Raw genomic sequence first — 24,799 nt, 5'->3', positions numbered from 1 at the left:
TGTCTATCCAGACTAGCAGGATGCGAAGTGATGTTTCGCGGACGACGGTGCACGATCAGTCGATGATCAAACCATCTGGTGGAGCCAGACGGGATCGAACCGACGACCTCATGCTTGCAAAGCACGCGCTCTCCCAGCTGAGCTATGGCCCCGTAACCAGAAGACGAATGCTCACTCGATGAGTGTGGTGGGCCTGGGAAGACTTGAACTTCCGACCTCACGCTTATCAAGCGCGCGCTCTAACCAACTGAGCTACAAGCCCCTAACGCATATCCAGTCAAGGACCAGGGATCTGCAAGGTTGCAGCCCCAGCGCGTGTTCGTCCGCGAAGAAAGAGAAACGTAGACGGCGAAATCCCGCCAATGGAGCTCAACGATCTGGCGATCTGTTGGCCCCTGATGTTTCTAAAACAGCTCGATAGAAGCAAGCTTCTGAAGAGCCATCCTTAGAAAGGAGGTGATCCAGCCGCAGGTTCCCCTACGGCTACCTTGTTACGACTTCACCCCAGTCGCTGACCCTACCGTGGCCGGCTGCCTCCTTGCGGTTAGCGCACCGTCTTCAGGTAAAACCAACTCCCATGGTGTGACGGGCGGTGTGTACAAGGCCCGGGAACGTATTCACCGTGGCGTGCTGATCCACGATTACTAGCGATTCCAACTTCATGGGCTCGAGTTGCAGAGCCCAATCCGAACTGAGACGGCTTTTTGAGATTTGCGAAGGGTCGCCCCTTAGCATCCCATTGTCACCGCCATTGTAGCACGTGTGTAGCCCAGCCCGTAAGGGCCATGAGGACTTGACGTCATCCCCACCTTCCTCGCGGCTTATCACCGGCAGTCTCCTTAGAGTGCTCAACTAAATGGTAGCAACTAAGGACGGGGGTTGCGCTCGTTGCGGGACTTAACCCAACATCTCACGACACGAGCTGACGACAGCCATGCAGCACCTGTGTTCCAGGCTCCGAAGAGAGGGTCACATCTCTGCGACCGGTCCTGGACATGTCAAGGGCTGGTAAGGTTCTGCGCGTTGCGTCGAATTAAACCACATGCTCCACCGCTTGTGCGGGCCCCCGTCAATTCCTTTGAGTTTTAATCTTGCGACCGTACTCCCCAGGCGGAATGCTTAAAGCGTTAGCTGCGCCACTAGTGAGTAAACCCACTAACGGCTGGCATTCATCGTTTACGGCGTGGACTACCAGGGTATCTAATCCTGTTTGCTCCCCACGCTTTCGTGCCTCAGCGTCAGTACCGGGCCAGTGAGCCGCCTTCGCCACTGGTGTTCTTGCGAATATCTACGAATTTCACCTCTACACTCGCAGTTCCACTCACCTCTCCCGGACTCAAGATCTTCAGTATCAAAGGCAGTTCTGGAGTTGAGCTCCAGGATTTCACCCCTGACTTAAAAACCCGCCTACGCACCCTTTACGCCCAGTGATTCCGAGCAACGCTAGCCCCCTTCGTATTACCGCGGCTGCTGGCACGAAGTTAGCCGGGGCTTATTCTTGCGGTACCGTCATTATCTTCCCGCACAAAAGAGCTTTACAACCCTAGGGCCTTCATCACTCACGCGGCATGGCTGGATCAGGGTTGCCCCCATTGTCCAATATTCCCCACTGCTGCCTCCCGTAGGAGTTTGGGCCGTGTCTCAGTCCCAATGTGGCTGATCATCCTCTCAGACCAGCTACTGATCGTCGCCTTGGTAGGCCATTACCCTACCAACTAGCTAATCAGACGCGGGCCGATCTTTCGGCGATAAATCTTTCCCCGTAAGGGCTTATCCGGTATTAGCACAAGTTTCCCTGTGTTGTTCCGAACCAAAAGGTACGTTCCCACGCGTTACTCACCCGTCTGCCGCTGACGTATTGCTACGCCCGCTCGACTTGCATGTGTTAAGCCTGCCGCCAGCGTTCGCTCTGAGCCAGGATCAAACTCTCAAGTTGGACTTGAACTTTGAACCGGCTGATCACAACGTTTGACGAGGTCCCACCATTGTCGACCGAGATCGACTTGCTGTCTGCGATTCACATCGCGGACAACGATGGTGTTTCCTTTGAAACGTGTACCGCCGAAGTCTTTCGTCCTCTCTCAGTACTCAAAAGCCGAAGCTCTTAAGTGGTCCGAGAGGCGCAAGGACTCCGCCGTCCACGTTTCTCTTTCTTCATCTTCACTTGTCAAACAGCCCGGGACCGTGGAGGCCCCAACCTTCCAGAGTGGAAGGGTTCCGACACCCTTACCGACGTCGAATGACTCCAACCGATTGTGTCGGCTGTTGTGTCACTCAACAAGGTGAGGAGCATCAGTGGCGCGTTCGCTCGCCTTGGTCAGTGACCCGGCGGCGCCGCGCTCAGTGGTTGGGGTTATAGGCCCCACCTTCCGGGCTGTCAACGCCAATCGTCAACAAATCGTCGCACAGTGGATTAGCGTAAAAAATCCAATGATCACAGCCAATTAGAGAGACGGAGAGCGAGCGGAGGCGCGCGGCTCGGTAAAAAATCTGAAAAAAAGTTTGGGCCCCGGCGGGCTCCTGAGGGGCCCTGAAGGGGGCGCCTGAGGGGGCGAAAGCGGCCTCGCCCCGTCCCCGGGTCCGGGGGGCCTGCGACGGGTCGTTGAGGAAACTTTTTCCATATTGGGCGCCGTACTAGAGCCACAATCCCGCGGCGTTCTGGTATGAGACAAGCTTGAATCGCGGAGTGCCAGTGGGGGCTGCCAGCGATTTTCATGGGGTTCAGAGAAGGCGATCTGACGATGACGCGGCCTTCTTCGGACATTCGAAAGACATCGAGAGACCTTCACCTGCCCAGCTGTTCGTAACTTCGGCCGGGCCTCATCCGAGGCCTTCTGAGCGCGAGCATTTGTGCGATAAGGCTTTTTCCGAGATGCCCCTGCAAGAGGGCGACCGGAATGAGGCGCTGAAAGCGAAGGTTTCGGGTCGTTGATTGGGGGACTTGGGTTGAACCAGAGGACGTCACGCGGCGCTTACGGGCGTGAGACCGGGATCATCGATCTCGGCCACGAGCCGCCGCTGTCCGTCGATGGTTCGGAAGCCGCCGTCATCGATCGCCGTCGCGTCTCGGTGCAATGGTTCAGCGGCACAATTCTAACCGGACTCTGCGGCGCAGCCCTGATCGGCGGCGCCGTTTTCGCATCTCTCGACGGCGAAATGACCTTCGCCAAGGTGCCGGAGCGGGTCGAGGGCGCGCTGCGCGGAGCCTTTGGCGCGGCCGATCGCACCGTGACGCTGCACAAGAGCGATCGCCTGCCGCCGCCCAGTGACTCGACCGCCTCGCGCAACATCGTCCGCGTCTCGACAGTCGCCCGCGTCGGCAACCGCGACGTGATGCGGGTGCGCCCCTTCATCCGGATCGCCGGCAACCTGTCGATGACGACGAGCGATTTGTCGGCGAAGATTCCGCCGTTCAACGCGCAGCGCATGCTCACCGACGTCGGCTCCGATCCGAAGACCGCGACCGACGATCCGAACAATCCCGAGGCCGTCGAGCCCGACGCGGAGGTCTCCTTCGTCACCAAGGATCTTTCGCCGGTGCTGCCGAAGGCCAAGATTTCCGCGGTGGTGGCGCTCGACGACATCCTGATGCGGGTGCGCGATGCCGCCAATTGGCGCGGCAATGGCGGGGTGCGCTACGCCTCGCTCGCCAATGCCACCGCCGACGTCTCCGGCGCGACCGGCGCATCCGACATGAAGATGGCCTACGCCACCGAAGCGTCGTCATCCGATCCCTATGCCGGTTTCGAGACCCGCGTGGTGCCGGAAAACGTGACGCTGCTGCCGAAGACAAAGGAGCAGATCACCGGCGGCAATCCCAACGGCGAGCGCGTCCATGTCGTCAAGAAGGGCGACAGCGTCGGCTCCGTGCTGCGCGATCTCGGCGCCACGGCCGAGGAGATCAAGGCGATTGCCGCAACGCTCGGCCCCCGCGGCCGCGACGGCGGCCTGAAGGAAGGCGAAAAGCTTCGCATCCTGATGGCGCCCGCAAGCCCCGGCGCAAGGCTGCAGCCCTATCGCGTCGTCGTCGCCAACGACACCGTGGTCGAGGCGATCGCGGCGCTGTCCGATCTCGGCAAATACGTCGCGGTCGACGTGTCCAGCATGAACACCGTCGCCGACGCTACGGCCAACGCCAGCAGCGAAGACGATGACGACGATGACGGCAGCGGCGTGCGGCTCTATCAGAGCATCTACGAAACCGCGATGCGCAACAAAGTGCCGATGCCCGTCATCGACGACATGATCAAGATCTACTCCTACGACGTCGATTTCCAGCGCAAGGTCGCGCCGGGCGACTCGTTCGATGTGTTCTACGCCGGCGAAGACGAGGGCTCGGCGGCGGTCGACAAGAGCGAAGTGCTGTTCGCCTCGCTCACGGTCGGCGGCGAAACCAAGAAATACTACCGCTACCAGAGCCCCGACGACGGCGTCGTCGACTACTACGACGAGACCGGCAAGAGCGCGAAGAAGTTCCTGGTCCGCAAGCCCGTCAACAGCGCCATCATGCGCTCCGGCTTCGGCGGCCGCCGCCATCCGATCCTCGGCTACGTGAAAATGCACACCGGCGTCGACTGGGCCACTGCCTATGGCACGCCGATCTTCGCCGCCGGCAACGGCGTGATCGAGAAGGCGCAGCTCGAAGGCGGCTACGGCAAATACGTCCGCATCAAGCACAACAACGGCTACGAGACGGCCTACGGCCACATGTCAGCCTTCGCCAAGGGCATGGAGCCAGGCAAGAAGGTGCGGCAGGGCCAGGTCATCGGCTTCGTCGGCTCGACGGGCCAGTCAACCGGCCCCCACGTCCACTACGAAATCCTCGTCAACGGCCGCTTCGTCGACCCGATGCGCGTGAAACTGCCGCGCGGCCGTTCGCTGGAAGGCCCGATGCTGTCAGGCTTCGAGAAGGAGCGCGACCGGCTCGATGCGATGATGAGCGGCCGCAACGGCGCCATCGCACGCATGTCGGATGCGACGGGTGGGCCGTTGCAGGTCACGAATCGGTAATTCTCCGGATCAGACGACGACGAAAAAATGCCCCGGAAAGGCGTCGCCTTCCGGGGCATTTTTCACGTCGCAGTGAGCGCTACCGTCAGTTCAGCTTCCGCTTCGACACCGGTGCCTCGAACTGGGCGATCTCCGCGGTCTGCGGCGCCTTGCCGTTGAAGGTCAGCACGTTGCCTTCGGACGAGATCGCGACGCTGTCGCCGTCCTTGACGTCGCCGGCCAGGATCATCTCCGCGAGCGGGTCCTGCAGGTAGCGCTGGATCACCCGCTTGAGCGGCCTTGCGCCATAGGCGGGATCCCAGCCCTTGGCGGCGAGCCAGTCGCGGGCCGCAGCATCGAGCGTCAGCACGATCTTGCGATCGGTCAGCAGCTTCTGGAGCCGGGTGAACTGGATCTCGACGATCCGGCCCATCTCGCTCTTCTGCAAGCGGTGGAACAGGATGATCTCGTCGACGCGGTTGAGGAACTCGGGGCGGAAATGTCCGCGCACCATTCCCATCACCTGATCACGCACGGCAGAGGTATCTTCGCCCTCGGGTTGATTCACCAGATACTCCGAACCGAGGTTCGAGGTCATGATGATCAGCGTATTGCGGAAATCGACCGTACGGCCCTGGCCATCGGTCAGACGGCCGTCGTCGAGCACCTGCAACAGGACGTTGAAGACGTCAGGATGCGCCTTCTCGATCTCGTCGAACAGCACCACCTGATAAGGCCGGCGCCGCACCGCTTCGGTGAGGGCGCCGCCCTCGTCATAACCGACATAGCCCGGAGGCGCGCCGATCAACCGCGAGACCGAGTGCTTCTCCATGTACTCGGACATGTCGAGGCGGACCATCGCGGTCTCGTCGTTGAAGAGATACTCGGCAAGCGCCTTGGTCAGCTCGGTCTTGCCGACGCCGGTGGGGCCCAAGAACATGAACGAGCCGGTCGGCCGGTGCGGGTCCTGCAGGCCTGCGCGCGAACGACGCACGGCGGTCGCGACCGCACGCACGGCCTCAGCCTGGCCGACGACGCGCTGCCCGAGCTGCTCCTCCATCTTCAGGAGCTTCTCCTTCTCGCCCTCCAGCATCTTGTCGACGGGCACGCCGGTCCAGCGCGAGACCACCTGCGCGACGTGGTTGGCGGTGACCGCCTCCTCCATCATCTCGCCGGAACCGTCGCGCGCCTCGATATCGGCGAGCTGCTTCTCGAGCTGCGGGATCCGGCCATAGGCCAGCTCGCCCGCCTTCTGGAATTCGCCGCGCCGCTGCGCATCGGCCAGATCGACGCGCAGGGCGTCGAGCTCCGACTTCAGCTTCTGGGCGTCGGAGAGCTTGTTCTTCTCCGCGCTCCAGCGCGCCGTCAGCGCCGCAGACTTTTCCTCGAGCTCGGCGAGCTCCTTCTGAAGCGACTCAAGACGCGACTTGGAGCCGAGATCGCTTTCCTTCTTGAGCGCTTCCTGCTCGATCTTGAGCCGGATGATTTCCCGATCCATCGAATCCAGCTCTTCCGGCTTGGAATCGACCTGCATCTTCAGCCGCGCCGCGGCCTCGTCCATGAGGTCGATCGCCTTGTCCGGCAGGAAGCGGTCGGTGATGTAGCGGTTGGACAGCGTCGTGGCGGCAACAAGCGCGGAATCCGTGATCCGCACGCCATGGTGCTGCTCGTACTTGTCCTTCAATCCGCGCAGGATCGAGATCGTATCCTCGACCGAGGGCTCGCTGACGAAGATCGGCTGGAAGCGACGCGCCAGCGCCGCATCCTTCTCGACGTGCTTCTGATACTCGTCGAGCGTGGTCGCACCGATACAGTGCAGCTCGCCGCGCGCGAGCGCCGGCTTGAGCAAATTGGAGGCGTCCATCGCGCCGTCGCCCTTGCCGGCGCCGATCAGCGTGTGCATCTCGTCGATGAACAGGATGAAGGTCCCCTCGCTGCCAGTAACCTCCTGGAGCACGGCCTTCAGCCGCTCCTCGAACTCGCCGCGATACTTTGCGCCGGCGATCAATGCGCCGAGGTCAAGCGACAGCAGCTTCTTGTCCTTGAGGCTCTCGGGCACATCGCCGTTGACGATGCGCAGCGCCAAGCCTTCGGCGATGGCGGTCTTGCCGACGCCGGGCTCACCGATCAGGACGGGATTGTTCTTGGTCCGGCGCGAGAGCACTTGAATCGTACGGCGGATCTCCTCGTCGCGGCCGATGACCGGGTCGAGCTTGCCGTCGCGCGCAGCCTGGGTCAGGTCGCGGGCATATTTCTTCAGCGCGTCATAGGCGTTCTCGGCCGTCGCGGAGTCAGCCGTGCGGCCCTTGCGCAGCGCCTCGATCGCGGCGTTGAGATTTTGCGGGGTAACGCCGCCCTTGTTCAGGATGGTGCCGGCTTCGCTGTTCTTTTCGAGCGTCAGCCCGAGCAGCAACCGCTCGACGGTGACAAAGCTGTCGCCCGCCTTCTCGCCGGCCTTTTCGGCCGCGTCGAAGGTGCGCGCGAGCTCGGGCGCCAAATAGATCTGCCCGGCGCCGCCGCCGCTGACCTTCGGCACCTTGCCCAGGGCGTCCTCGGTCGCCTTCAGGATTGCGCGGGAATTGCCGCCGGCGCGGTCGATGAGGCCGGCAGCCAGGCCTTCATTGTCATCCAGCAGCACCTTCAGCATGTGCAGAGTGGAAAACTGCTGATGCCCTTCGCGCACCGCAAGCGACTGCGCGGACTGGATGAAGCCCCTGGAGCGTTCGGTATATTTGTCGATATTCATGGTCTTTTCTGTCCCTCGGCCTGCCCTCGGGGCCCTCTAAGGCACCCCAAACGGCATCTTCATTGGGTTTCCGGTACCCGCGTTGACTTTCCTCAACCGGCAACGGTCGTTATCAGCCGGCGCTGGCGCCGGCCTGACCCAGATGTGGGAAGCGGGCCCGCAGACCGAAAGAGGCGACTTCACAATTTCGTGCGCAGATCGGCCGGCTTGGCGGGTGCGGGTCGAATCCCCTAAGTAGCGGCATGACAGCCAGCCAGACTGCCGAAATCAACGGCCTTTACCGCTACCCGATCAAGGGCCTGACGCCGGAATCCCTGCTCCGGGTCGTCGTGCGGTCGGGCCAGACCCTTCCCGCCGACCGCCGCTATGCCATCGAGAACGGCCCCAGCGGTTTCGACCCTGAAGCCCCCGAGTGGAGGCCGAAAATCCAGTTCCTGATGCTGGCGCGCAACGAGCGCCTGGCCTCTCTCGACAGCCGGTTCGAGGACGCGACCAATCGCCTGACCATCCGCAAGGACGGCCAGATCGTCGTCAGCGGCGATCTCGAGACCGCCGCCGGGCGTGCGGCGATCGAGGCCTACTTCACGGAGAACTTTCGGCCGGAGCTGAAGGGCCCGCCCAAGGTTCTGTCAGGTCGCGATCACAGTTTTTCGGACGTCGCCCGCAAGGTCGTCTCGATCATCAATCTCAACAGCGTCCGCGCCATAGAGACCATGCTTGGTGGCGTTGCCGTCAATCCCCTGCGCTTCCGCGCCAATCTTTACGTGGATGGCTGGCCGGCCTGGTCCGAGCTCGACCTCGTCGGCCAGACGCTCGCAATCGGACAGGCGCGGCTGAAGGTGATCAAGCGCATCGTCCGCTGCCCGGCCACGAACGTGGACCCGGTGACGGCGAAGCGCGATCTCGAGATACCACCGACGCTCTCGCGCCATCTCGGCCACATGGATTGCGGCATCTATGCCGAGGTGGTCGCCGACGGCGAGATTGGCGTGGGGGATGCGGTCGCGGTGGAGCAGCCGCAGCTCGTGTGAGCTTCGTAGGGTGGGTTAGCCCCGCGATTGCGCCCAGCGCAATTCGCACGGCGTAACCCACCACTTCTATCACCGCGGCGACCAAAGAGGTGGGTTACGCCAGCGGATCGCGCTTCGCGCGACCGTTAGCTAACCCACCCTACGGCACCGTCGTCAATTCGGCATCACATACGCATAGATCCGGCCGCGCGAAATCGGGGCTTCGCGAACGCGGTTGCCGTTGTTGCCGGAAATCATGATCGGATTGCCCTGCGCATCGATGCCGGTGATGATGCCGACATGACCGCCGCGGCGACCGCGCGACATCACTGCGATGGCGCCGACCTGCGGGCCGGAGACGCGCGTGCCGTAATGCGCAAACGAGTTCGCCATGTCCGATCCGGTGCCTTGGTGGCCGGTTTTCTCGAGCACCATGTTCATGAAACGCGCGCACCACAGGCTGCCGCGGCCCGTCGGGTTGCCGCCGAGATAGCGGCGTGCCTCGGACACGAGGCCCGAACCACCACCGAAGCCACTGCTCGCGCCGACACTGGCGCTCGGATCATAGCTGGCCTGCGTGTTGCCGAATCCACCCGCCTGCAACGCAGCCGCGCTGCGCTCGAAGCGCGAGCCGCGGGCCGAGTGCCTGACGTGATGATGTCTGCTGGCGTGATGCACGTAAGCGTGCCGCTCTGCGCTATGACGATGATGCGGCCGCGCCGAGGCCGGAGAAACGAACGCGGCAAGAGCCGCGAAGAACATCGCCAGCGCGACAACACGACGCGACAGGCGAGACGCAAACAACTCAAACATTCTTCATCCTTCGTTGACACCCCCACTTCCCAAAGTCGGCCCGTGCGATGGCCAACATCGATAGGGCCGTTAAGCCATCCGATGTGGCGAGAAAAAGACGCTGCGGCAGCGAATAGCTGCGATGATTTTGCGGCAATGCTCTGATGGAGCTGCCTTATTGCGGACATCTGCATTAACTGCGATCCTGAAGGTGCGGCTTGAAGAGAGGGAAACGGTTAATGCCCCACGCCACGACCAGGGACGACGTCCGCATCTATTTCGAAGAGGCAGGTCAGGGAACGCCGATCATTTTTCTGCACGAGTTCGCGGCCGACTACACCAATTGGGAGCCGCAGATGCGCTACTTCTCGCGCGGCCACCGCTGCATCACCTATTCCGCACGCGGCTACACGCCATCTGACGTGCCCAATGGCGAGGTCTACACCTACACTCACTTCTACACCGATGCGCTGGCTGTGCTCGATCATCTCGGAATCGAGCGCGCGCATCTCGTCGGCCTGTCGATGGGCGCGTACTCGTCGCTCCAGATCGGATTGAACGCGCCGCAGCGCGCGATGTCGATGACACTCGCAGGTGTCGGCTCAGGCTCGGAGCTCGAGACTCTCGACGCCTGGCGCAAGCAGTGCCGCGCCAATGCCGAGCAATTCGAGACGCTGGGCTCGGCTGAAGTCGCAAAGATCACGCGCGAGGCGCCGAGCCGTATTCCCTTCCTGGTGAAAGACCCGCGCGGTCATGCGGATTTCTATGCCGCACTGGCGCGGCACGATTCCAGGGGATCGGCCAACACGATGCGCGGCTTTCAGGGCGGGCGGCCGTCGATCTACACGCTGACGGATGCGATCAGGAAGATAGCAACGCCGGCATTGATCATCTGCGGCGATGAGGACGATCCCTGCATCGGGGCGAGCCTGTTCTTGAAGAAACATCTGCCGGCCGCGGGCCTCGCGATGTTTCCGAAGTCCGGTCATGTGCTCAATCTGGAAGAGCCGGCGTTGTTCAACGAGAGCGTGGCGCGGTTCGTGACATTGGTGGAAGCGGGACGGTGGCCCGCGCGCGATCCTCGGTCGCTGACCGCGCACTAGGGTGACGGCGCCGCCGCGCACTCCGTCATTGCGAGCGCAGCGAGGCAATCCAGAGACCCTCCGCAGAGACAGTCTGGATTGCTTCGTCGCAGCGGCGCAAAATTGCTACGCAATATTGTCGCGAGCTCCTCGCAATGACGAGAAGCTATTTCCCCTGGCCGCGGCTCAACAGAAACACGCCCTGCTCGCCGAACAGATTCCACACCCACCATGGCAATCGCAGCCGCAGCGGACGGCCGTAGAGATCGAGCGCTTCGGCGCGTTCCATCTTGACGTGGATCTCGTCGCAGAGCTCGACGAAGTCCTTGATGGTGCAGAAATGGATGTTGGCGGTGTCGTACCAGCTCGCCGGCAGATTCTCCGTGCGGGGCATGTGGCCGCCGACCAGGAGCTGGAGGCGCATCCGCCAGAAGCCGAAATTGGGGAACGAGACGATGGCGCGGCGGCCGATGCGCAGCAGGTTTTCCAGCACGACCTTGGGCTGACGCGTCGCTTGCAGCGTCTGCGACAGGATCACGTAGTCGAAGGCATCATCGGGATAGTTGACGAGGTCGGTGTCGGCATCGCCTTGCACCACGGCGAGGCCCTTTGCGACGCAGCGATTGACGCCCTCGCGCGATAATTCGATGCCGCGGCCGTCGATGCCGCGGGTCTCCAGCAGTTGAAGCAGATCGCCATCGCCGCAGCCGACGTCGAGCACCTTCGAGCCCGGCTTGACCATTTCGGCCACCAGCAGATGGTCGGCGCGAAATGGGCCGGACTGCTCGGAGGCAAGGCCGTTCAGCGGCAGCACTTGCTGTACAGACATCGCTAGCCGTCCTTGTTCGTGAGCCCGCGCGCCTTGCCCGCCGATTGCAGGAAGGCACGGGAGATATCGAAGAACTCGGGCACGTCGAGCAGGAAGGCGTCATGGCCGCGATCGGTCTCGATCTCGGCAAACGACACCCGCGCGCTCGACGCGTTCAGCGCGTGCACCAGCGCGCGCGATTCAGAGGTCGGGAACAGCCAGTCGCTGGTAAAGGAGACCACGCAGAACCGCGTCTCGATCCCCGCGAACGCCTTCGCCAGCGCTCCGCCATGATCGGCGGCGATGTCGAAATAATCCATCGCGCGCGTCAGATAGAGATAGGAGTTGGCGTCGAAGCGCTCGACGAAGGACGAGCCCTGGTAGCGCAGATAGGACTCCACCTGGAAATCGGCGTCGAACGAGAAGGTCGGCAGCTCGCGGTCCTGCATGCGGCGGCCGAACTTGCGATGCAGCGCCGCGTCCGAGAGATAGGTGATGTGCGCGGCCATGCGCGCGACCGCGAGGCCGCGATGCGGATGGATGCCCTGATCGGCATAGGCGCCGTTGTGCCAGTCGGGATCGGCCATCACGGCCTGGCGGCCGAGCTCGTGGAAGGCGATGTTCTGCGCCGAGTGCCGGGTCGAACAGGCGATCGCCAGCGCGGAGTAGACGCGGCTCGGATAGGCCGCGGTCCATTGCAACACCTGCATGCCGCCCATCGAGCCGCCGACGACGGCAAACAGCGTATCGATGCCGAGCCGGTCGATCAGCATAGCCTGCGCGCGCACCATGTCGGGGATGGTGATGACAGGGAAATCCAGGCCCCACACCTTGCCGGTGGCGGGATTGATCGAGGCGGGCCCGGTCGAGCCCATGCAGCCGCCGATCACATTGGAGCAGATGATGAAGTACTTGCCGGGATCGAGCGGCCGGCCGGGACCGACCAGCGTCTCCCACCAGCCGGGCTTGCCGGTGACCGGATGCACATTGGCGACGTGTTGATCGCCGGTCAGTGCATGGCAGATCAGCACCGCGTTGGAGCGATCGGCGTTGAGCTCGCCATAGGTCTTGTAGGCGATCTGGAACGGGGTGAGATCGATGCCGCAGTCGAGCCGCAACGGCTGCTCGGCGCCAAACAGCGCGACCTCCGAACTCGGATGATCGACCTCATGCGACCGATCGTCGGCACTGATCGTGGGACTTGGGACCGTAGGACTTGGGACAGACTTGACGCCAACCATCTCTGACCATCGACCTTGTTTGCGATCGGACTTCAGATCGCGACTGACATCAGGCCATGAAAAACCCGGCCTGAACGATAGGTTCGGCCGGGATCGGAAGCGTCCCCGGCCTGTTTAGCGAGTTTTTTAACGTGGCTGCAAGCCGGCCGGCTCAAATGACCACGGAACAGGGAAAAACCTACTGGCTTGGGCTGATTTCGTCAAGTCGCGGTCCGGATTGGGCAAAACAGCCTCTCACCTGGCAGCCTTACAGGCCGTCATTTCTCTTTGCTTTCGCCGCCCTGACTGCCTAATCAGGACATTGACCGCAGTGGATCCGAGCTACCCAACGGGCTTGGCCGATCCGCATTGGAACGCCTCTCAACAGCTTTAGTCAGATATGTCCCAACGTCCGCCCGCGCCACCATCGCTCCAGGAATTGCGCAAGGAGATCGACGCGATCGACGAGGCCATGCATCGCCTGTTGATGCAGCGCGGCGACATTATCGACCGCCTGATCCAGGTGAAGCAGACCCAGGAGGTCGGCTCGGCGTTCCGGCCCGCGCGCGAGGCCTCGATGATGCGCGAGATCGTGCAGCGCCATCGCGGCATCCTGCCGCTCGACACGGTCGAGAGCATCTGGCGCGTCATCATCTCGACCTTCACCTATGTCCAGGCGCCGTTCTCCGTGCATGCCGACATCTCGGCGAGCGAGCCCGCGATGCGCGATTCCGTGCGCTTCCATTTCGGCTTCACGGTGCCTTACGTCGCGCATTTCAGTGCGCAGGCCGCGGTCGAGGCGGTGGCGAAATCCAAGGGTGACCTGGCACTCGTCTCGGCGACGTCTAGCCGCACGCCGTGGTGGCTGGAGCTGGAAGCGGTGGGCGCACCGAAGATCATCGCGCGCATGCCCTTCGTCGAGCGCGCCGACCATCCGGCCTCACTGCCCGTGTTCGCGATCTCGCGCGTGGCCGACAGCGCCGTTGTGACGGAGGTCGAGACCTTCAGCGTGCGCGTGTCGGGGTGGAACGCCGAGGTCGCGCGGGCGCTGTCGCCGCTCGCCGACATCGTAGCGGTGCCGGATACCGCCTTCGACGGCGCGGCGCTGCTGGTCTCGGTCACATCAGACACCAACATCGACAAGATCAGGGCTGCCTTGATCGAAGCGGGGGCCTCGGTGCGCTCCACGGCCCTCGTCGGCAGCCACGCAACGCGCTATACGGTGCCCCCGACCGGGCCGAAATCGTAAATCGCGTACCGCCTGAAGCCTATCCGGAGTTGAAGATGTCCCGCCCCGTGCCGAATCCCGGCATTCTCGATATTGCCCCCTACACGCCCGGCAAGACTCCGGTCGCCGAGCCGGGCCGCAAGGTGTTCAAGCTCTCGGCCAACGAGACGCCGTTCGGACCCTCGCCCAAGGCAATCGAGGCCTTCAGGCACGTCGCGGATCATCTGGAGGACTACCCGGAAGGAACCTCGCGTGTGCTCCGGGAGGCGATCGGCCGCCACTACGGGCTCGATCCCAACCGCATCATCTGCGGCGCCGGCTCGGACGAGATCCTCAATCTGCTTGCTCACACCTATCTCAGCCACGGCGACGAGGCGATCTCGACCACGCACGGCTTCCTGGTCTACCCGATCGCCACCATGGCGGTCGGCGCCAAGAATGTCGTTGCGACCGAGAAAAACCTCACCTGCGACGTCGACGCGATCCTGAATGCCGTGACGCCGAAGACAAAGCTGGTCTGGCTCGCGAACCCCAATAACCCGACCGGCACCTATATCCCGTTCGACGAGGTCAAGCGCCTGCGCGCCGGCCTGCCCTCGCATGTGCTGCTGGTGCTTGACGCCGCCTATTGTGACTACGTCTCGCGCAACGATTACGAGATGGGGATCGAGCTGGTCGCCACCACCGAGAACACGGTGGTGACGCACACCTTCTCCAAGATCCACGGCCTTGCGGCGCTGCGCGTCGGCTGGATGTTCGGCCCCGAGCACATCATCGACGCCGTCAACCGCATCCGCGGCCCCTTCAACGTGTCGACGCCGGCAATGTATGCCGCGGTCGCCGCGATCGAGGACACCGCGCATCAGGCGATGTCGAAGCAGTTCACTGAGACCTGGCGCAACTGGCTTACGGAGGAGATCACCAAGCTCGGGCTGAAGGTGACGCCCGGCGTCGCCAATTTCGTGCTGATCCACTTCCCGCAAGAAGGCAAGACGTCGGATGCGGCAGACGCCTATCTCACCAAGCGTGGCCTCGTGCTGCGCGCGCTGAAGAACTATGGCCTGCACCATCAGCTGCGCATGACCATCGGTACCGAGGAGGCCAACCGCCTCGTCGTCGAAGCCTTGCGCGACTTCATGGCCGGCAAATGAGCGTGGACCCGCACTTCCAGCGCGTCGCCCTGATCGGCTTCGGCCTGATCGGCGGCTCGATCGCGCGCGCTGCGAAGCTTCAAGGCCTGGCCGGCGAGATCGTCACCACCGCGCGCTCGGAGAAGACGCGCGCGCGCGTGCTCGAGCTCGGCATCGTCGACAAAGTCGTGGCGACCAATGCGGAAGCGGTGAAGGATGCCGATCTCGTCATCCTCTGCATTCCCGTCGGCGCCTGCGGGCCGGTGGCGCAGGAGATTGCTGCGCATCTGAAGCCCGGCGCCGTCATCTCCGACGTCGGCTCGGTCAAGGGCGCTGTCGTCAAGGACATGGCGCCGCATCTGCCGAAGAACGTTCATTTCGTGCCGGCGCACCCCGTCGCCGGCACCGAGCATTCGGGTCCTGATTCCGGCTTTGCCGAGCTGTTCATCAATCGCTGGTGCATCCTGACACCGCCTGAAGGTACCGACGCCGAGGCGACCGCGCATCTGCGCGCATTCTGGGCGGCGATGGGCGCCAAGGTCGAGGTGATGACGCCGGATCATCATGATCTCGTGCTCGCGATCACCAGCCATCTGCCGCATCTGATCGCCTATACCATCGTCGGCACGGCCGACGAGCTGGCGCAGGTGACCGAGTCCGAAGTCATCAAATTCTCCGCGGGCGGCTTCCGCGACTTCACCCGCATCGCGGCGTCAGATCCGACGATGTGGCGCGACGTCTTCCTCGCCAACAAGGATGCGGTGCTGGAGATGCTCGGCACCTTCACCGAGGATCTGGCAAAACTCACCCGCGCGATCCGTCGCGGCGACGGCGAGGCGCTGTTCGACCATTTCACCCGCACCCGCGCCATCCGTCGCGGCATCGTCGAGATCGGCCAGGATTCGGCCGCAGCAGACTTCGGCCGCCAGCATGGGCAGCTCGACAAGAAGCAGAGCTAGCGGCGATCCCTCACCCGCGCGATGCGGCGCCGCCCGGCAAGACCGGCGCCAATCTGCAGGCACACGCCCAGCATCCAGGTGGCGCCGAACAACAGATTGTCCGCGGCATCGGACGTCTCGTCGAACACGAAGGCGTAAAGCGCGAGCAGGCCGGCTCCCGCCGCGAGGAACGTGCCGGTCGCGCTGGCAAGACCGATCAAGGGAGCGCGCGGAATGTCGATCCCGAGATATGCGCCGATCATCCCGAGCACGATCAGAAGAAGCGTGAACTCGACGGTGTCGAACCAGGGCAGCTCGGCCCGCATCAACAAGGCCGCGACAAAGGTCGCACCAACCGCGCCCGACATCGCCAGGCCAAGCCGGGCGACGATTTGCGCGAGCCGAAGGATCAGAAGACCGTCGGACAATTGCCACTCACGATGGTCTAGAACGGGTAGTAGCGGATCTGCGTCATGACGATGTTGTCGTCGGTCTTGGGTGCTCCGCCGACACCGGCGAAGGCGAAGCGCTGCGTGTAGGAATACTGCACGCCGGCTTTGAGCGTGCCGTAATTGCCCTGGTAGACGGTGTCGTAGATGCCCGCGGTGATTTGCCGGACCTCCCGGGTGTTGCCGTTACAGGTCGCGGCCAGCGTGTTCTCGGTGAAGCAGCCGGTGTTATTGTAGAGCGGATTGCCGTAACCGAACGGCACCGTTCCCACATTGGCGAAATTCGCCTTGGCCTTTTCGAGACCGGCGTAGCTGTAGACGTCGAGTTCAGGCGTTGCGTGCCAGATCAGGCCGACCGCGGCGGCGGTGATCGTCAGCGGCAGCACCGTGCCATCCTGCGCCACAGCCGCATCGGGGAACGGCGTCGCCGTGAAGCGGCCGAGCACGCCATGTGCACCATAGAGCTGGAGGTCGAGGGTCTTGGGAATCAGCTCCGCGAAGACGTGACCGCCGAAGCTGCCGGTGTCGTAGGTGTGGTTGGCGCCGTTGAAGCGATCGAACAATTGGCGATAGAGCGCCCAGGCTTCGACATGCAGCTTGTAGGGCCCGAGCCGCGGATCCCACGCCGCCTTGGCGGTGACGTCAGGCACCTGGTTCAAGCTGACATTGTTGAGGTTGTTGAAGAAGCTGCCGCCCGGTCCGGTCAGATTGACCTGGACGTTCGGGTTGATCACGCCCTGCGGGCCGACCGCGGGCGTACCAACCGTCGGCGTGTTGCCGCCAAAAAACGCGGTCTGCGCATTTTCGACTGAAGCCGCGATCTTGAACTCGGGCCCGATATCCCGCCAGACGCGCAAGCCCGGTTGCCGTGCTGCCAGGAATCCCGGAACGGATTCGAAATCGATCACGCCGGGCGCATCGACGCCGCGGGGATCGATGCCCGACTTTGTCGGCGCGTTCAGCGACCAGGACTGGCCGGCCAGGAAGTGCAGGCCGAGATCGGTGCGGTCGAGCTCGAGGCTGAGCTGCCGCATGCGCGGGTTGAAGGAGTTGGTCGCAACCGAGCTCGCCGTCTGCGCAGCGCCCTCGAAGTCGATTTCACCGTAGCCGGCGAGATGCGTATCGGGATTGGCGTTGCCTTCGGCGAGCACCGAGAACCTGCTCTGGCGCGCCGAGAAGCGCGTCTCCGGCACGAAGAAATTGTGGGCTTGCTGATAGGGAATGAAATTGTAGACCGAGCCGGTGTCGGAGGCGATGTTGCGGGAGCGGTAGATCCCGGTGAGATCGACCCAGCCGCCGAATGTCAGCGTGATGCCCTTGTAGCAGATCTTGCCGGACGCGCAGGGATCGGCGGGCAGCGCCTTGTAGGTTGCCGCCATCGGTGCGGCCTTCGACTGAGCCGCTTCGACCTGGCGCGTCTTACGTGCCTCCGAATCCACCTTCTGCTGCAGCTCTTTCAGCTTCGCCTTCAGCGCCTGGATTTCGGACGCGACATTGTCGTCGGCACGCGCCTGTCCCGAACAGGCAGCGAGTAGTCCCAGCATCAGTCCGCGTGTGATGATCCGCACGTAAGCCTCCCTCCGCTTGGGAAGCAGATTCTGGCCGTCGCGCCCCCGGCGCGTGCGTGCTTCCCTGGTGTGGAGTGATGGGATTGGGACTGCTGTTATTCGCTGGCTCGTGCATCTTCTGCATCACGTTTTCCTGACGATCATGTTCGGAATATTTTGGTGGCGTCCCCGATCCGCATGCGCGCGATGACTGCGGGACTCACGCAACGCGCATTGGGCCCGGCCGGGACATGGCCGGGCCCAACTCCACGACGCGCAAAATCTCAAGGGGGATGGCGGCTATTGGCCCTTGGTCGCGCGGATCACCGTGGGGCGCGGTGATGTCGAAGGCAAATTGGCCATGGTGTTGCGTGCTGCCCGACTCGCGACAGCGCGATCGAAGGCGGTTGGCCCGCGCGACTCCCACTGTGAAAACGCAGGCGTCGCAAGCGCGGCAGTGACGGCGATGGCGGTCACGAACAATCTGGACATCGTCATGGTGTTCTCTCCTGCCTGCTCGGCCCGCTGCATTCGGCGGGCGACATGGAGAGAGACCGGACTTTCCGGCTCCGCATTCCCGATGCGAGGCCGCCGCGTCATCACATCGGCGCGAAGGCGCCGTGACCGCGAATCAGTACAGCGGCGGAATCTGGCCGACCTTGAACGGGCCGAGCAGGACGGCGCCATCGACGAATTTCAGCGGGAAACTGCGCGCCTTCTTGCCCTCGAGCGTGCTCTCGGTGCCGATCGAGTTGATGCCTGCGGCAACGCCGGCATTGGCGTTCTGCTTGATGACCTTGCCGAGGCCGGGAACGGCACGATCGAGCGCACCGAAGAGATTGTTGAGGTCCTGCGACTTCACGCCGGGCGCAACACGATCGAGCGTGGCCTGGGGCACGCCCTCTTCCAGCATCTTCTCGATGCCGAGCGCCGGGATAACGCGCTCGAGGCCGGTCACCGTCATCTGCAATTCGCCGTCCAGTCGGCCATTGGCCGAGAGGCCGAGCGTGCCGGCTGCGACTGCGATCATCTCGCCCTGCTGGATGCGCGACTGCACGATCTCAATATGACCGCCGGCGGCCTGGATCTCGCGGAAGCGCTGCGGCCATGGCTTTGGCGTGAGATCGGAGAGGCCGCTGATCTTGGCGCGCGTGTCCGCTTCGAACGGCTCGGCGAGCAAGGGATGCACGCCCTGAATGCTGCCTTGCGAGACCTGAAGCACGGTCTCGATCACAGGATGAGCCGACGTCGATCCATCGGCGAGGCGACCATGCAGCTCGATCTGCTTGGCGCGCGCGAGCGGCACCTGCACCGAGCCATCGAGCCTGTTGATGCTGGGATCGTCGAACACGATGGAGGCGCGCTCCGGCACCGCCGGCAAGCCGATCACGCTGCTGCGGCCCTTGCTCCAGTTCACCACGAAAGTGTTTTGCGTCACGCCGTCGACCAGCGTGGCCGGCGCCGTGAATTCCGCAATGACGTGTTTGGGATCGTAGACCTGCCCGACGACCAGGATGTTGTCGAGCTTGGCCGTGAACGGCGTCTTGCTCGCATTCTGCGAGACCAGGGCGACGCTGGCGCCGGAGCACTGGACCTCGAAGCGGAACGGGAAGCCCGCGATCGAGCGCTTGGCGCAGTCATAGATGCGGCCGGCCTTGGCCTCCTGCACGCGCCAGGCATCTGCGGCGATCCCGGCCTGCGAGGCCGCATAGAACCAGAAACCGCTCCAGGCGACCGCGAGGATCAGGAGGATGACGGGAGCAATGAAGAGCCCCCAACGGGAGCGCCGGCCTGCGGCAACGGTCATATCGGACATGCGGCGACCCTTTGGCCCCAGATTTTGTCAAATGTAAGCGAGGCTGGCCTCCAACGAAAGACGGAGAATTCGCTTCGCTTGGGCCCCCGCTTCTGGTAGCCGTGCCCGAAATGTCGGAAATCACCCTCCCCACCGTCACATCAGCCAAGGGCGACCTCTGGGTGTTCGGCTATGGCTCGCTGATGTGGCGGCCGGGCTTCGAATTCGACGAGCGCGTCCCGGCGCGGCTGGTCGGCGAGCACCGCGCGCTTTGCGTCTATTCCTTCGTGCATCGCGGCACGCCGGAGCAGCCGGGTCTCGTGCTCGGGCTCGACCGCGGCGGCGCCTGCCGCGGCATCGCCTTCCGCGTCGCTGAAAAGAACCGCGCCGACGTCGTCGCCTATTTGCGCGCGCGCGAACAGGTGACCTCGGTCTATCGCGAGGTGATGCGCTCGGTATGGCTGGAGAATGAAGCGCGTGAGCGTGTCTCGGCGCTCGCCTATGTCGTCGACCGCGGCCATGTGCAATATGCCGGCCGGCTGTCGCTCGCCGATCAGCATCGCCATGTGCTCCAGGGCCACGGACAGTCCGGCGCCAACCGCGATTATGTGACGGCGACCGTGAAGGCGATCGAGGCCGAAGGTTTTCGCGACACGCAATTGCATCAGCTCGCCATGATGCTGCATGGCGAGGTGCATTCGTCGCACGCGCCGGCTCCCGACGAAACCCGGGACAGCCGCTAGCTGTCCGTCGGAGCATAGCTCGGCGCGCTGCCGATCAACTGCTCCTGCTCTTTCCGTCCTGCTTCGACAATGCGACCGGTCGCATCCTCGATCACGGCTTGCACGCGCGCGAGAAACTCATCCTTCGGCAGGCCCGGCGGCAGCGGATCGAGGAACTCCACGACCAGCGTGCCGGGATAGCGCATGAAGGTGCGGCGCGGCCAGAACAGGCCGGAATTGAGCGCGATCGGCAGGCACTGCACGCCGCAGGATGAATAGATCTGAGCAAAGCCGGTCTTGTAATCAGGCGGCGCCCCCGGCGCGCGGCGGGTGCCTTCCGGAAAGATGACGAGCTGACCGCCGCCGCGCACCGCCTCGCGTGCGCGCCGCGTCATGTCGAGCAGCGCCTTCACGCCGGCTTTGCGGTCGATGGCAATCATGCCGGTCTTGACCAGGAACTGACCGAACACCGGGATCTGCATGAGCTGGCGCTTGAGGATGAAGATCGGGCGATAGAAAAAGCCCGGCAGCACGAAGGTTTCCCAAAACGACTGGTGCTTCGCGACGATCACGAGCGGCCCTTCCGGAATCTTCTCGACGCCGCGGAATTCGACCTTGATGTTGCAGACCACGCGCATCAGGAACAGCGTCGCCTTCGCCCACCATTGGGCAACCGTCAGCATGGCGCGCGGCGGCAACGCGAAGGTCGGCAGCGCCACGATCGCAAGGCACACCAGCACTGTATAGAACAGAACGTTGAACAGCAGCGAGCGCAGGAAAATCAGGAACATCAACAATCCGATCAATTGGCCTGTGCGGTGGCGGGCCGCCTGGATTGCAGGCCAAAAGGCTGCTCCGACATCTCGGGCGAAAGGTCAATCCCGAAATCTTCCAGCCGCACCCTCACCTCGGCCGCGATGTACTTGACATATTCGGACATGAGCAGCCGCAGCGTCGAGGCCGAGGTCCACCACGGCTCCTCGCGCCATTTGTCACCGACCACCGCGAAAGGAACGAGTGTCGTCTCCGGCATCGCATGCGAGAATTCCACGAGCGCGCGGGGCATGTGGTAATTCGAAGTGACAACGATCAGCGATTTGAAGCCGCGCCCCTCGGCCCAGCGCCGCGCCTCCGCCGCGTTGCCGCGGGTCGTGAGCGCGGTGCGGTCGAGGTCGACACAGCAGGTCATGAAGGACTGGTTCTCCGGCAGCGTGCGCGAAATATCGTTCGCCGTCGAGGTCGGGTGCACGCCCGAGATCAGGAGCCTCTCGCCGTAGCCCGCCGCGAGCAGCTCCATCGCGTCCGAAACCCGCGAGGAGCCGCCGGTGAGGACCACGATGCCGTCAGCCTTGCGGCTGGGGGCGATCTCCACGCCGCGCAATTGCGACAGGAAGGCGATGAAGCCCGCCGCCGCGCCGACAAAGGTGAACGCGATCGTCGACACGACGGTCGCGCGGAGCCAGCCGCGCGGCATTTTCGGCGATCGATCGTCGGTCGGCGAGGTCATGTGATGTCGGTGATCCCTTCCCCGGATGATTTTAAGACGTTTTGAGGCGAAGTGGAGTCCGGTTTATCGCACTCAATCCACGTCATTCAGCGTCGCGAACAGGGTTTGGCGCGAGGCGACCGCGGTGATTGCGCCGATCAGGACGGCCTGCACCGCGAGCACGACGTAGCCTGATGGCCGCAGCGAGAAAGTGCCGAGCAAAGCTGCGAACTGGTCGCCGACAGGGGTGCCGGAAAACCAGCCGGCGATCGACTCGGAGAAACCAAACAGTAACATGGCGACGCCGCCGCCGATGACGCCGCCTTCGAGGCCGAGCCGGAGGAAATGCCGCAGGAAATGATTGGCGATGTAGCGATCGCCGGCACCGACGAAATGCAGCACTTCGACGATCGGGCGGTTCGCCGCCATCGCGCCGCGGGTTGCGAAGGAGACCGAGATGATGGTCGCGACGATGACGAGTGCGAGAATGCCGATGCCGGCGAACACGGTGGCGTTGGTCATCGAACGCATCCGTTCGATCCAGGCGCGGTGATCGTCGACGCTGGCGCTCGGCGCGACCTGCGTCACGCGGGCACGCAACGCGGCGAGGTCGAGTGCCGTGCCGGGCTGCACGCGCGCGATGATCATGCGCGGGACCGGCAGATCGTCCATCGAGAGGCCAGTGCCGAGCCAGGGCTCGAGCAGCTTGCCGCTCTCCTCTTTGGTAAAGGGCTTGACCTCGACAATGCCGGCTTGCGCGCGCATTGCTTCAGTGACGGCAACCGTGTCGCGCTCGATGTCGCGTCCGGATTGCGGGCGAACCTGGATGGTGATCTCGCTGGCGACATCCGATTGCCATTCCGCAGCCGAAGCGCTCACCAAGAGGACAGTGCCCGTCGTCATCGAGGCAAGGAACGTCATGATAGCAACGACGGCGACCAGTGCGCGGCCATGGATCGAGGCGCGCGGCACGATCGGGGACAAATTGCGCGCCCTGGCCGGCAGCGGCGGACGCTCCTGTCCGAGGTCGACCAACACGCCGCGCTCGTCGGTCCTACTCATAGACGTGCAGCCGTCCCTGATGCAGCACGAAGCGGCGCGCTTCGTACTGGTCCATCAGCGCGATATCGTGGGTGGCGATGATGACGGCGGTGCCTGATTTGTTGAGCTCGATGAACAGCCGCAGCAAGCGTCGCCCCAGCGTCGGATCGACGCTGCCGGTCGGCTCGTCCGCGAGCAGAAGTTGGGGCCGCGAGATGACCGCGCGCGCGATCGCCGCGCGCTGCTTCTCGCCGCCGGACAGGATCGGCGGCAGCGCATCCATGCGGTCACCGAGACCGACCCAGCGCAGCAGGTCGATGACCTCCTTGCGATAGCTGGATTCGCTGCGGCCCATGACGCGGAACGGCAGCGCCACGTTTTCATAGGTCGTCATGTGATCGAGCAGGCGGAAATCCTGCAGCACGATACCGATGCGCTTGCGCAAATCGGCGATCTCGTCCTTGCCGAGCTGCGAGATGTCATGGCCGAACAGATTGATGAGGCCTCGCGTCGGCCGGTGCGACAGGAACAACAGGCGCAGCAGCGACGTCTTGCCGGCGCCGGACGGGCCGGTGAGGAACTGGAAGGAATGCGCCGGAATCTGGAAACTGAGGTCGCGCAGGATCTCCGGCCCCAGACCGTAACGCAATCCGACATTTTCGAACCGAACCAAAGCTCAGCTCCGTTCGAGGGGGACTCAAGGCCGCATCGCCAGCGAGGCTTCGCCGCATGCGATCAAGGGGTTGTGCGACCGTTATGGTTTCCGGTTCGTTAACGGTCGCCCTGTAGCATCCCCGGCAGCATTCTTAGAAGTCCCTTCTCAGGAGAAGCTTGGCGCAGGAGAAGCTTGGCGCCAGGTTCCCTGCGACAAGGTCATCGTCGAGGCCGTCCATGCATATCGTCTGCCCCCATTGTATGACATCCTACGCCATCAAGCTTGCGAGCCTTGGGGCCAATGGGCGGACTGTCCGCTGCTCCCGCTGCAAGAAAACCTGGATCGCCCATCCCGAGGACGCCATCGAGGAGGCCGTCGTGCCGGCCATGGCCGCAGCCAGCCAGGCCGACGACCAGTCCGACCTCGCCGAGCAGTGGAACACCTACGCCAAGGACGATAACGCCACCGAGACGCCGGTGGTCGACAGTCCCTCGATCGCCAGCGACTGGCCGACCGAAGATGCCGCGGAGGCTGAGGACGAGTGGTCGGCGGCGGCCCGGGCCGCGGAAGAAGAAGTCGTCGGGATCCAGCACCAATCCTGGTTCAGCGGCCTGTTCAGCCGTCGCGGGGCCAAGGTGAGCCGGCCGACACCCGCCGTCGCCCCGCGCAGAACCTATTACGGCCTGCCGATCGCCTGCGCCGCCATGGGCGCGCTGGTGCTGGCGCTGGTGATCTGGCGCGGCGACATGGTCCGCCTGCTGCCGCAGACCGCGGCCTTCTACAAGCTGGTCGGGCTGGAGGTGAACCTGCGCGGGCTGGCCTTCAAGGACGTCAAGCTCTCGACCGAGACGGTGGACGGTAAGCAGGTGCTGGTGATCGAGGGCGTGATCGTCGGCCAGGGCAAGAAGCCGCTCGATATTCCGCGCCTGCGTTTTGCGGTGCGCGACGCGCAGGGTGCCGAGATCTACGCCTGGAATTCGGTGCTGGAGCAGACCGTGCTGCAACCCGGCGAACGCGCCTTCTTCCGCTCGCGCCTGGCCTCGCCGCCGCCGGAAGGCCGCAATATCGACGTCCGCTTCTTTAACCGGCGCGACATCGCCGGTGGCAGCGTATAATCAGCTTGCAAACGTCCCGCGCGGGAAGGTTCGTCCCAAGGATCGC

At 63.7% G+C, this 24,799-nt stretch carries 20 protein-coding genes, 2 tRNA genes, 1 rRNA gene and 1 riboswitch; of the genes, 8 read left to right on the top strand and 15 right to left on the bottom strand.

The window, feature by feature from the left end; all coding sequences use genetic code 11:
• Positions 1–76: 76 nt before the first annotated feature.
• From L6637_RS13905 to L6637_RS13895, 3 genes are all read right to left on the bottom strand, one after another.
• Positions 77–152: transfer RNA gene (locus L6637_RS13905), tRNA-Ala, on the bottom strand.
• A 33-nt stretch (positions 153–185) separates the two neighbouring features.
• Positions 186–262: transfer RNA gene (locus L6637_RS13900), tRNA-Ile, on the bottom strand.
• Between the two features lie 187 nt (positions 263–449).
• Positions 450–1,936, bottom strand: a 16S ribosomal RNA gene (locus L6637_RS13895).
• A gap of 1,010 nt (positions 1,937–2,946) precedes the next feature.
• Between L6637_RS13895 and L6637_RS13890 the strand changes: the two genes are divergently transcribed.
• On the top strand, positions 2,947–5,010 hold the full coding sequence (locus L6637_RS13890) for a M23 family metallopeptidase (protein ID WP_237863895.1): 2,064 nt from the start codon (positions 2,947–2,949) through the stop codon (positions 5,008–5,010).
• Between the two features lie 85 nt (positions 5,011–5,095).
• On the opposite strand, the gene clpB is transcribed toward L6637_RS13890, so the two are convergent.
• A complete protein-coding gene (clpB, locus tag L6637_RS13885; protein ID WP_237863896.1) occupies positions 5,096–7,735 on the bottom strand; it encodes an ATP-dependent chaperone ClpB in 2,640 nt (879 codons plus the stop codon).
• Between the two features lie 242 nt (positions 7,736–7,977).
• On the opposite strand from clpB, the gene L6637_RS13880 reads away from it, so the two are divergent.
• Positions 7,978–8,766: an MOSC domain-containing protein gene (locus L6637_RS13880; protein ID WP_237863897.1), complete on the top strand. Its 789-nt coding sequence runs from the start codon at positions 7,978–7,980 to the stop codon at positions 8,764–8,766.
• Between the two features lie 153 nt (positions 8,767–8,919).
• On the opposite strand, the gene L6637_RS13875 is transcribed toward L6637_RS13880, so the two are convergent.
• Positions 8,920–9,558, bottom strand: a complete 639-nt coding sequence (locus L6637_RS13875) for a TIGR02594 family protein (RefSeq protein WP_237863898.1) — start codon at positions 9,556–9,558, stop codon at positions 8,920–8,922.
• A 218-nt stretch (positions 9,559–9,776) separates the two neighbouring features.
• On the opposite strand from L6637_RS13875, the gene L6637_RS13870 reads away from it, so the two are divergent.
• Positions 9,777–10,640, top strand: coding sequence for an alpha/beta fold hydrolase (locus L6637_RS13870; RefSeq protein WP_237863899.1), 864 nt, complete (start codon positions 9,777–9,779; stop codon positions 10,638–10,640).
• A gap of 145 nt (positions 10,641–10,785) precedes the next feature.
• On the opposite strand, the gene metW is transcribed toward L6637_RS13870, so the two are convergent.
• Both metW and metX read right to left on the bottom strand, forming a co-directional pair.
• Positions 10,786–11,448, bottom strand: a complete 663-nt coding sequence (gene metW, locus L6637_RS13865; RefSeq protein ID WP_237863900.1) for a methionine biosynthesis protein MetW — start codon at positions 11,446–11,448, stop codon at positions 10,786–10,788.
• Between the two features lie 2 nt (positions 11,449–11,450).
• Positions 11,451–12,668, bottom strand: a complete 1,218-nt coding sequence (gene metX / locus L6637_RS13860) for a homoserine O-acetyltransferase MetX (protein ID WP_237863901.1) — start codon at positions 12,666–12,668, stop codon at positions 11,451–11,453.
• A gap of 93 nt (positions 12,669–12,761) precedes the next feature.
• A riboswitch (SAM riboswitch) is annotated at positions 12,762–12,841 on the bottom strand.
• Between the two features lie 206 nt (positions 12,842–13,047).
• Between metX and L6637_RS13855 the strand changes: the two genes are divergently transcribed.
• Genes L6637_RS13855 through L6637_RS13845 form a run of 3 tightly spaced genes read left to right on the top strand, consistent with a single transcriptional unit; the run spans position 13,048 to position 15,964 of the window.
• Complete coding sequence (locus L6637_RS13855; protein ID WP_237863902.1) at positions 13,048–13,896, top strand: chorismate mutase; 849 nt, start codon at positions 13,048–13,050, stop codon at positions 13,894–13,896.
• Positions 13,897–13,931: 35 nt separating this feature from the next.
• A complete protein-coding gene (hisC, locus tag L6637_RS13850) occupies positions 13,932–15,026 on the top strand; it encodes a histidinol-phosphate transaminase (protein WP_237863903.1) in 1,095 nt (364 codons plus the stop codon).
• Complete coding sequence (locus tag L6637_RS13845) at positions 15,023–15,964, top strand: prephenate/arogenate dehydrogenase family protein (RefSeq protein ID WP_237863904.1); 942 nt, start codon at positions 15,023–15,025, stop codon at positions 15,962–15,964. Before hisC ends, L6637_RS13845 begins: the two co-directional genes overlap by 4 nt.
• Here L6637_RS13845 and L6637_RS13840 read toward each other — a convergent pair.
• The 4 genes from L6637_RS13840 to L6637_RS13825 form a co-directional block, all read right to left on the bottom strand.
• The gene (locus L6637_RS13840; RefSeq protein WP_237863905.1) at positions 15,961–16,371 is read right to left on the bottom strand and encodes a hypothetical protein; all 411 of its coding nucleotides are present in this window, start codon (positions 16,369–16,371) and stop codon (positions 15,961–15,963) included. The genes L6637_RS13845 and L6637_RS13840 overlap by 4 nt on opposite strands.
• Before the next feature lie 17 nt (positions 16,372–16,388).
• Complete coding sequence (locus L6637_RS13835) at positions 16,389–17,960, bottom strand: hypothetical protein (protein ID WP_237863906.1); 1,572 nt, start codon at positions 17,958–17,960, stop codon at positions 16,389–16,391.
• Between the two features lie 279 nt (positions 17,961–18,239).
• Entirely contained in the window at positions 18,240–18,437 is a 198-nt protein-coding gene (locus L6637_RS13830) for a hypothetical protein (RefSeq protein WP_237863907.1), read from the bottom strand.
• Positions 18,438–18,570: 133 nt separating this feature from the next.
• A complete protein-coding gene (locus tag L6637_RS13825; RefSeq protein ID WP_237863908.1) occupies positions 18,571–19,755 on the bottom strand; it encodes a DUF2125 domain-containing protein in 1,185 nt (394 codons plus the stop codon).
• Between the two features lie 110 nt (positions 19,756–19,865).
• Between L6637_RS13825 and L6637_RS13820 the strand changes: the two genes are divergently transcribed.
• On the top strand, positions 19,866–20,477 hold the full coding sequence (locus L6637_RS13820; RefSeq protein ID WP_237863909.1) for a gamma-glutamylcyclotransferase: 612 nt from the start codon (positions 19,866–19,868) through the stop codon (positions 20,475–20,477).
• On the opposite strand, the gene L6637_RS13815 is transcribed toward L6637_RS13820, so the two are convergent.
• The 4 genes from L6637_RS13815 to ftsE all read right to left on the bottom strand — a co-directional run bounded on the left by L6637_RS13815 (position 20,474) and on the right by ftsE (position 23,656).
• On the bottom strand, positions 20,474–21,247 hold the full coding sequence (locus tag L6637_RS13815; RefSeq protein ID WP_237863910.1) for a lysophospholipid acyltransferase family protein: 774 nt from the start codon (positions 21,245–21,247) through the stop codon (positions 20,474–20,476). The two genes, L6637_RS13820 and L6637_RS13815, sit on opposite strands and share 4 nt — an antisense overlap.
• Positions 21,248–21,258: 11 nt before the next feature.
• On the bottom strand, positions 21,259–21,963 hold the full coding sequence (locus L6637_RS13810) for a YdcF family protein (protein ID WP_237863911.1): 705 nt from the start codon (positions 21,961–21,963) through the stop codon (positions 21,259–21,261).
• 72 nt (positions 21,964–22,035) lie between these two features.
• Positions 22,036–23,004: a cell division protein FtsX gene (locus tag L6637_RS13805; RefSeq protein WP_237863912.1), complete on the bottom strand. Its 969-nt coding sequence runs from the start codon at positions 23,002–23,004 to the stop codon at positions 22,036–22,038.
• On the bottom strand, positions 22,997–23,656 hold the full coding sequence (gene ftsE / locus L6637_RS13800; RefSeq protein ID WP_237863913.1) for a cell division ATP-binding protein FtsE: 660 nt from the start codon (positions 23,654–23,656) through the stop codon (positions 22,997–22,999). The genes L6637_RS13805 and ftsE overlap by 8 nt, the downstream gene beginning before the upstream one ends.
• 218 nt (positions 23,657–23,874) lie before the next feature.
• Between ftsE and L6637_RS13795 the strand changes: the two genes are divergently transcribed.
• On the top strand, positions 23,875–24,753 hold the full coding sequence (locus L6637_RS13795) for an MJ0042-type zinc finger domain-containing protein (protein ID WP_237863914.1): 879 nt from the start codon (positions 23,875–23,877) through the stop codon (positions 24,751–24,753).
• Positions 24,754–24,799: the final 46 nt, after the last annotated feature.

Origin of the sequence: Bradyrhizobium zhengyangense (assembly GCF_022012435.1) — a bacterium.
Taxonomy (GTDB): Bacteria; Pseudomonadota; Alphaproteobacteria; order Rhizobiales; family Xanthobacteraceae; genus Bradyrhizobium; species Bradyrhizobium zhengyangense.
The sequence above is the reverse complement of the archived record's forward strand: the minus strand, read 5'-3'. Positions and strand labels throughout refer to the sequence as shown.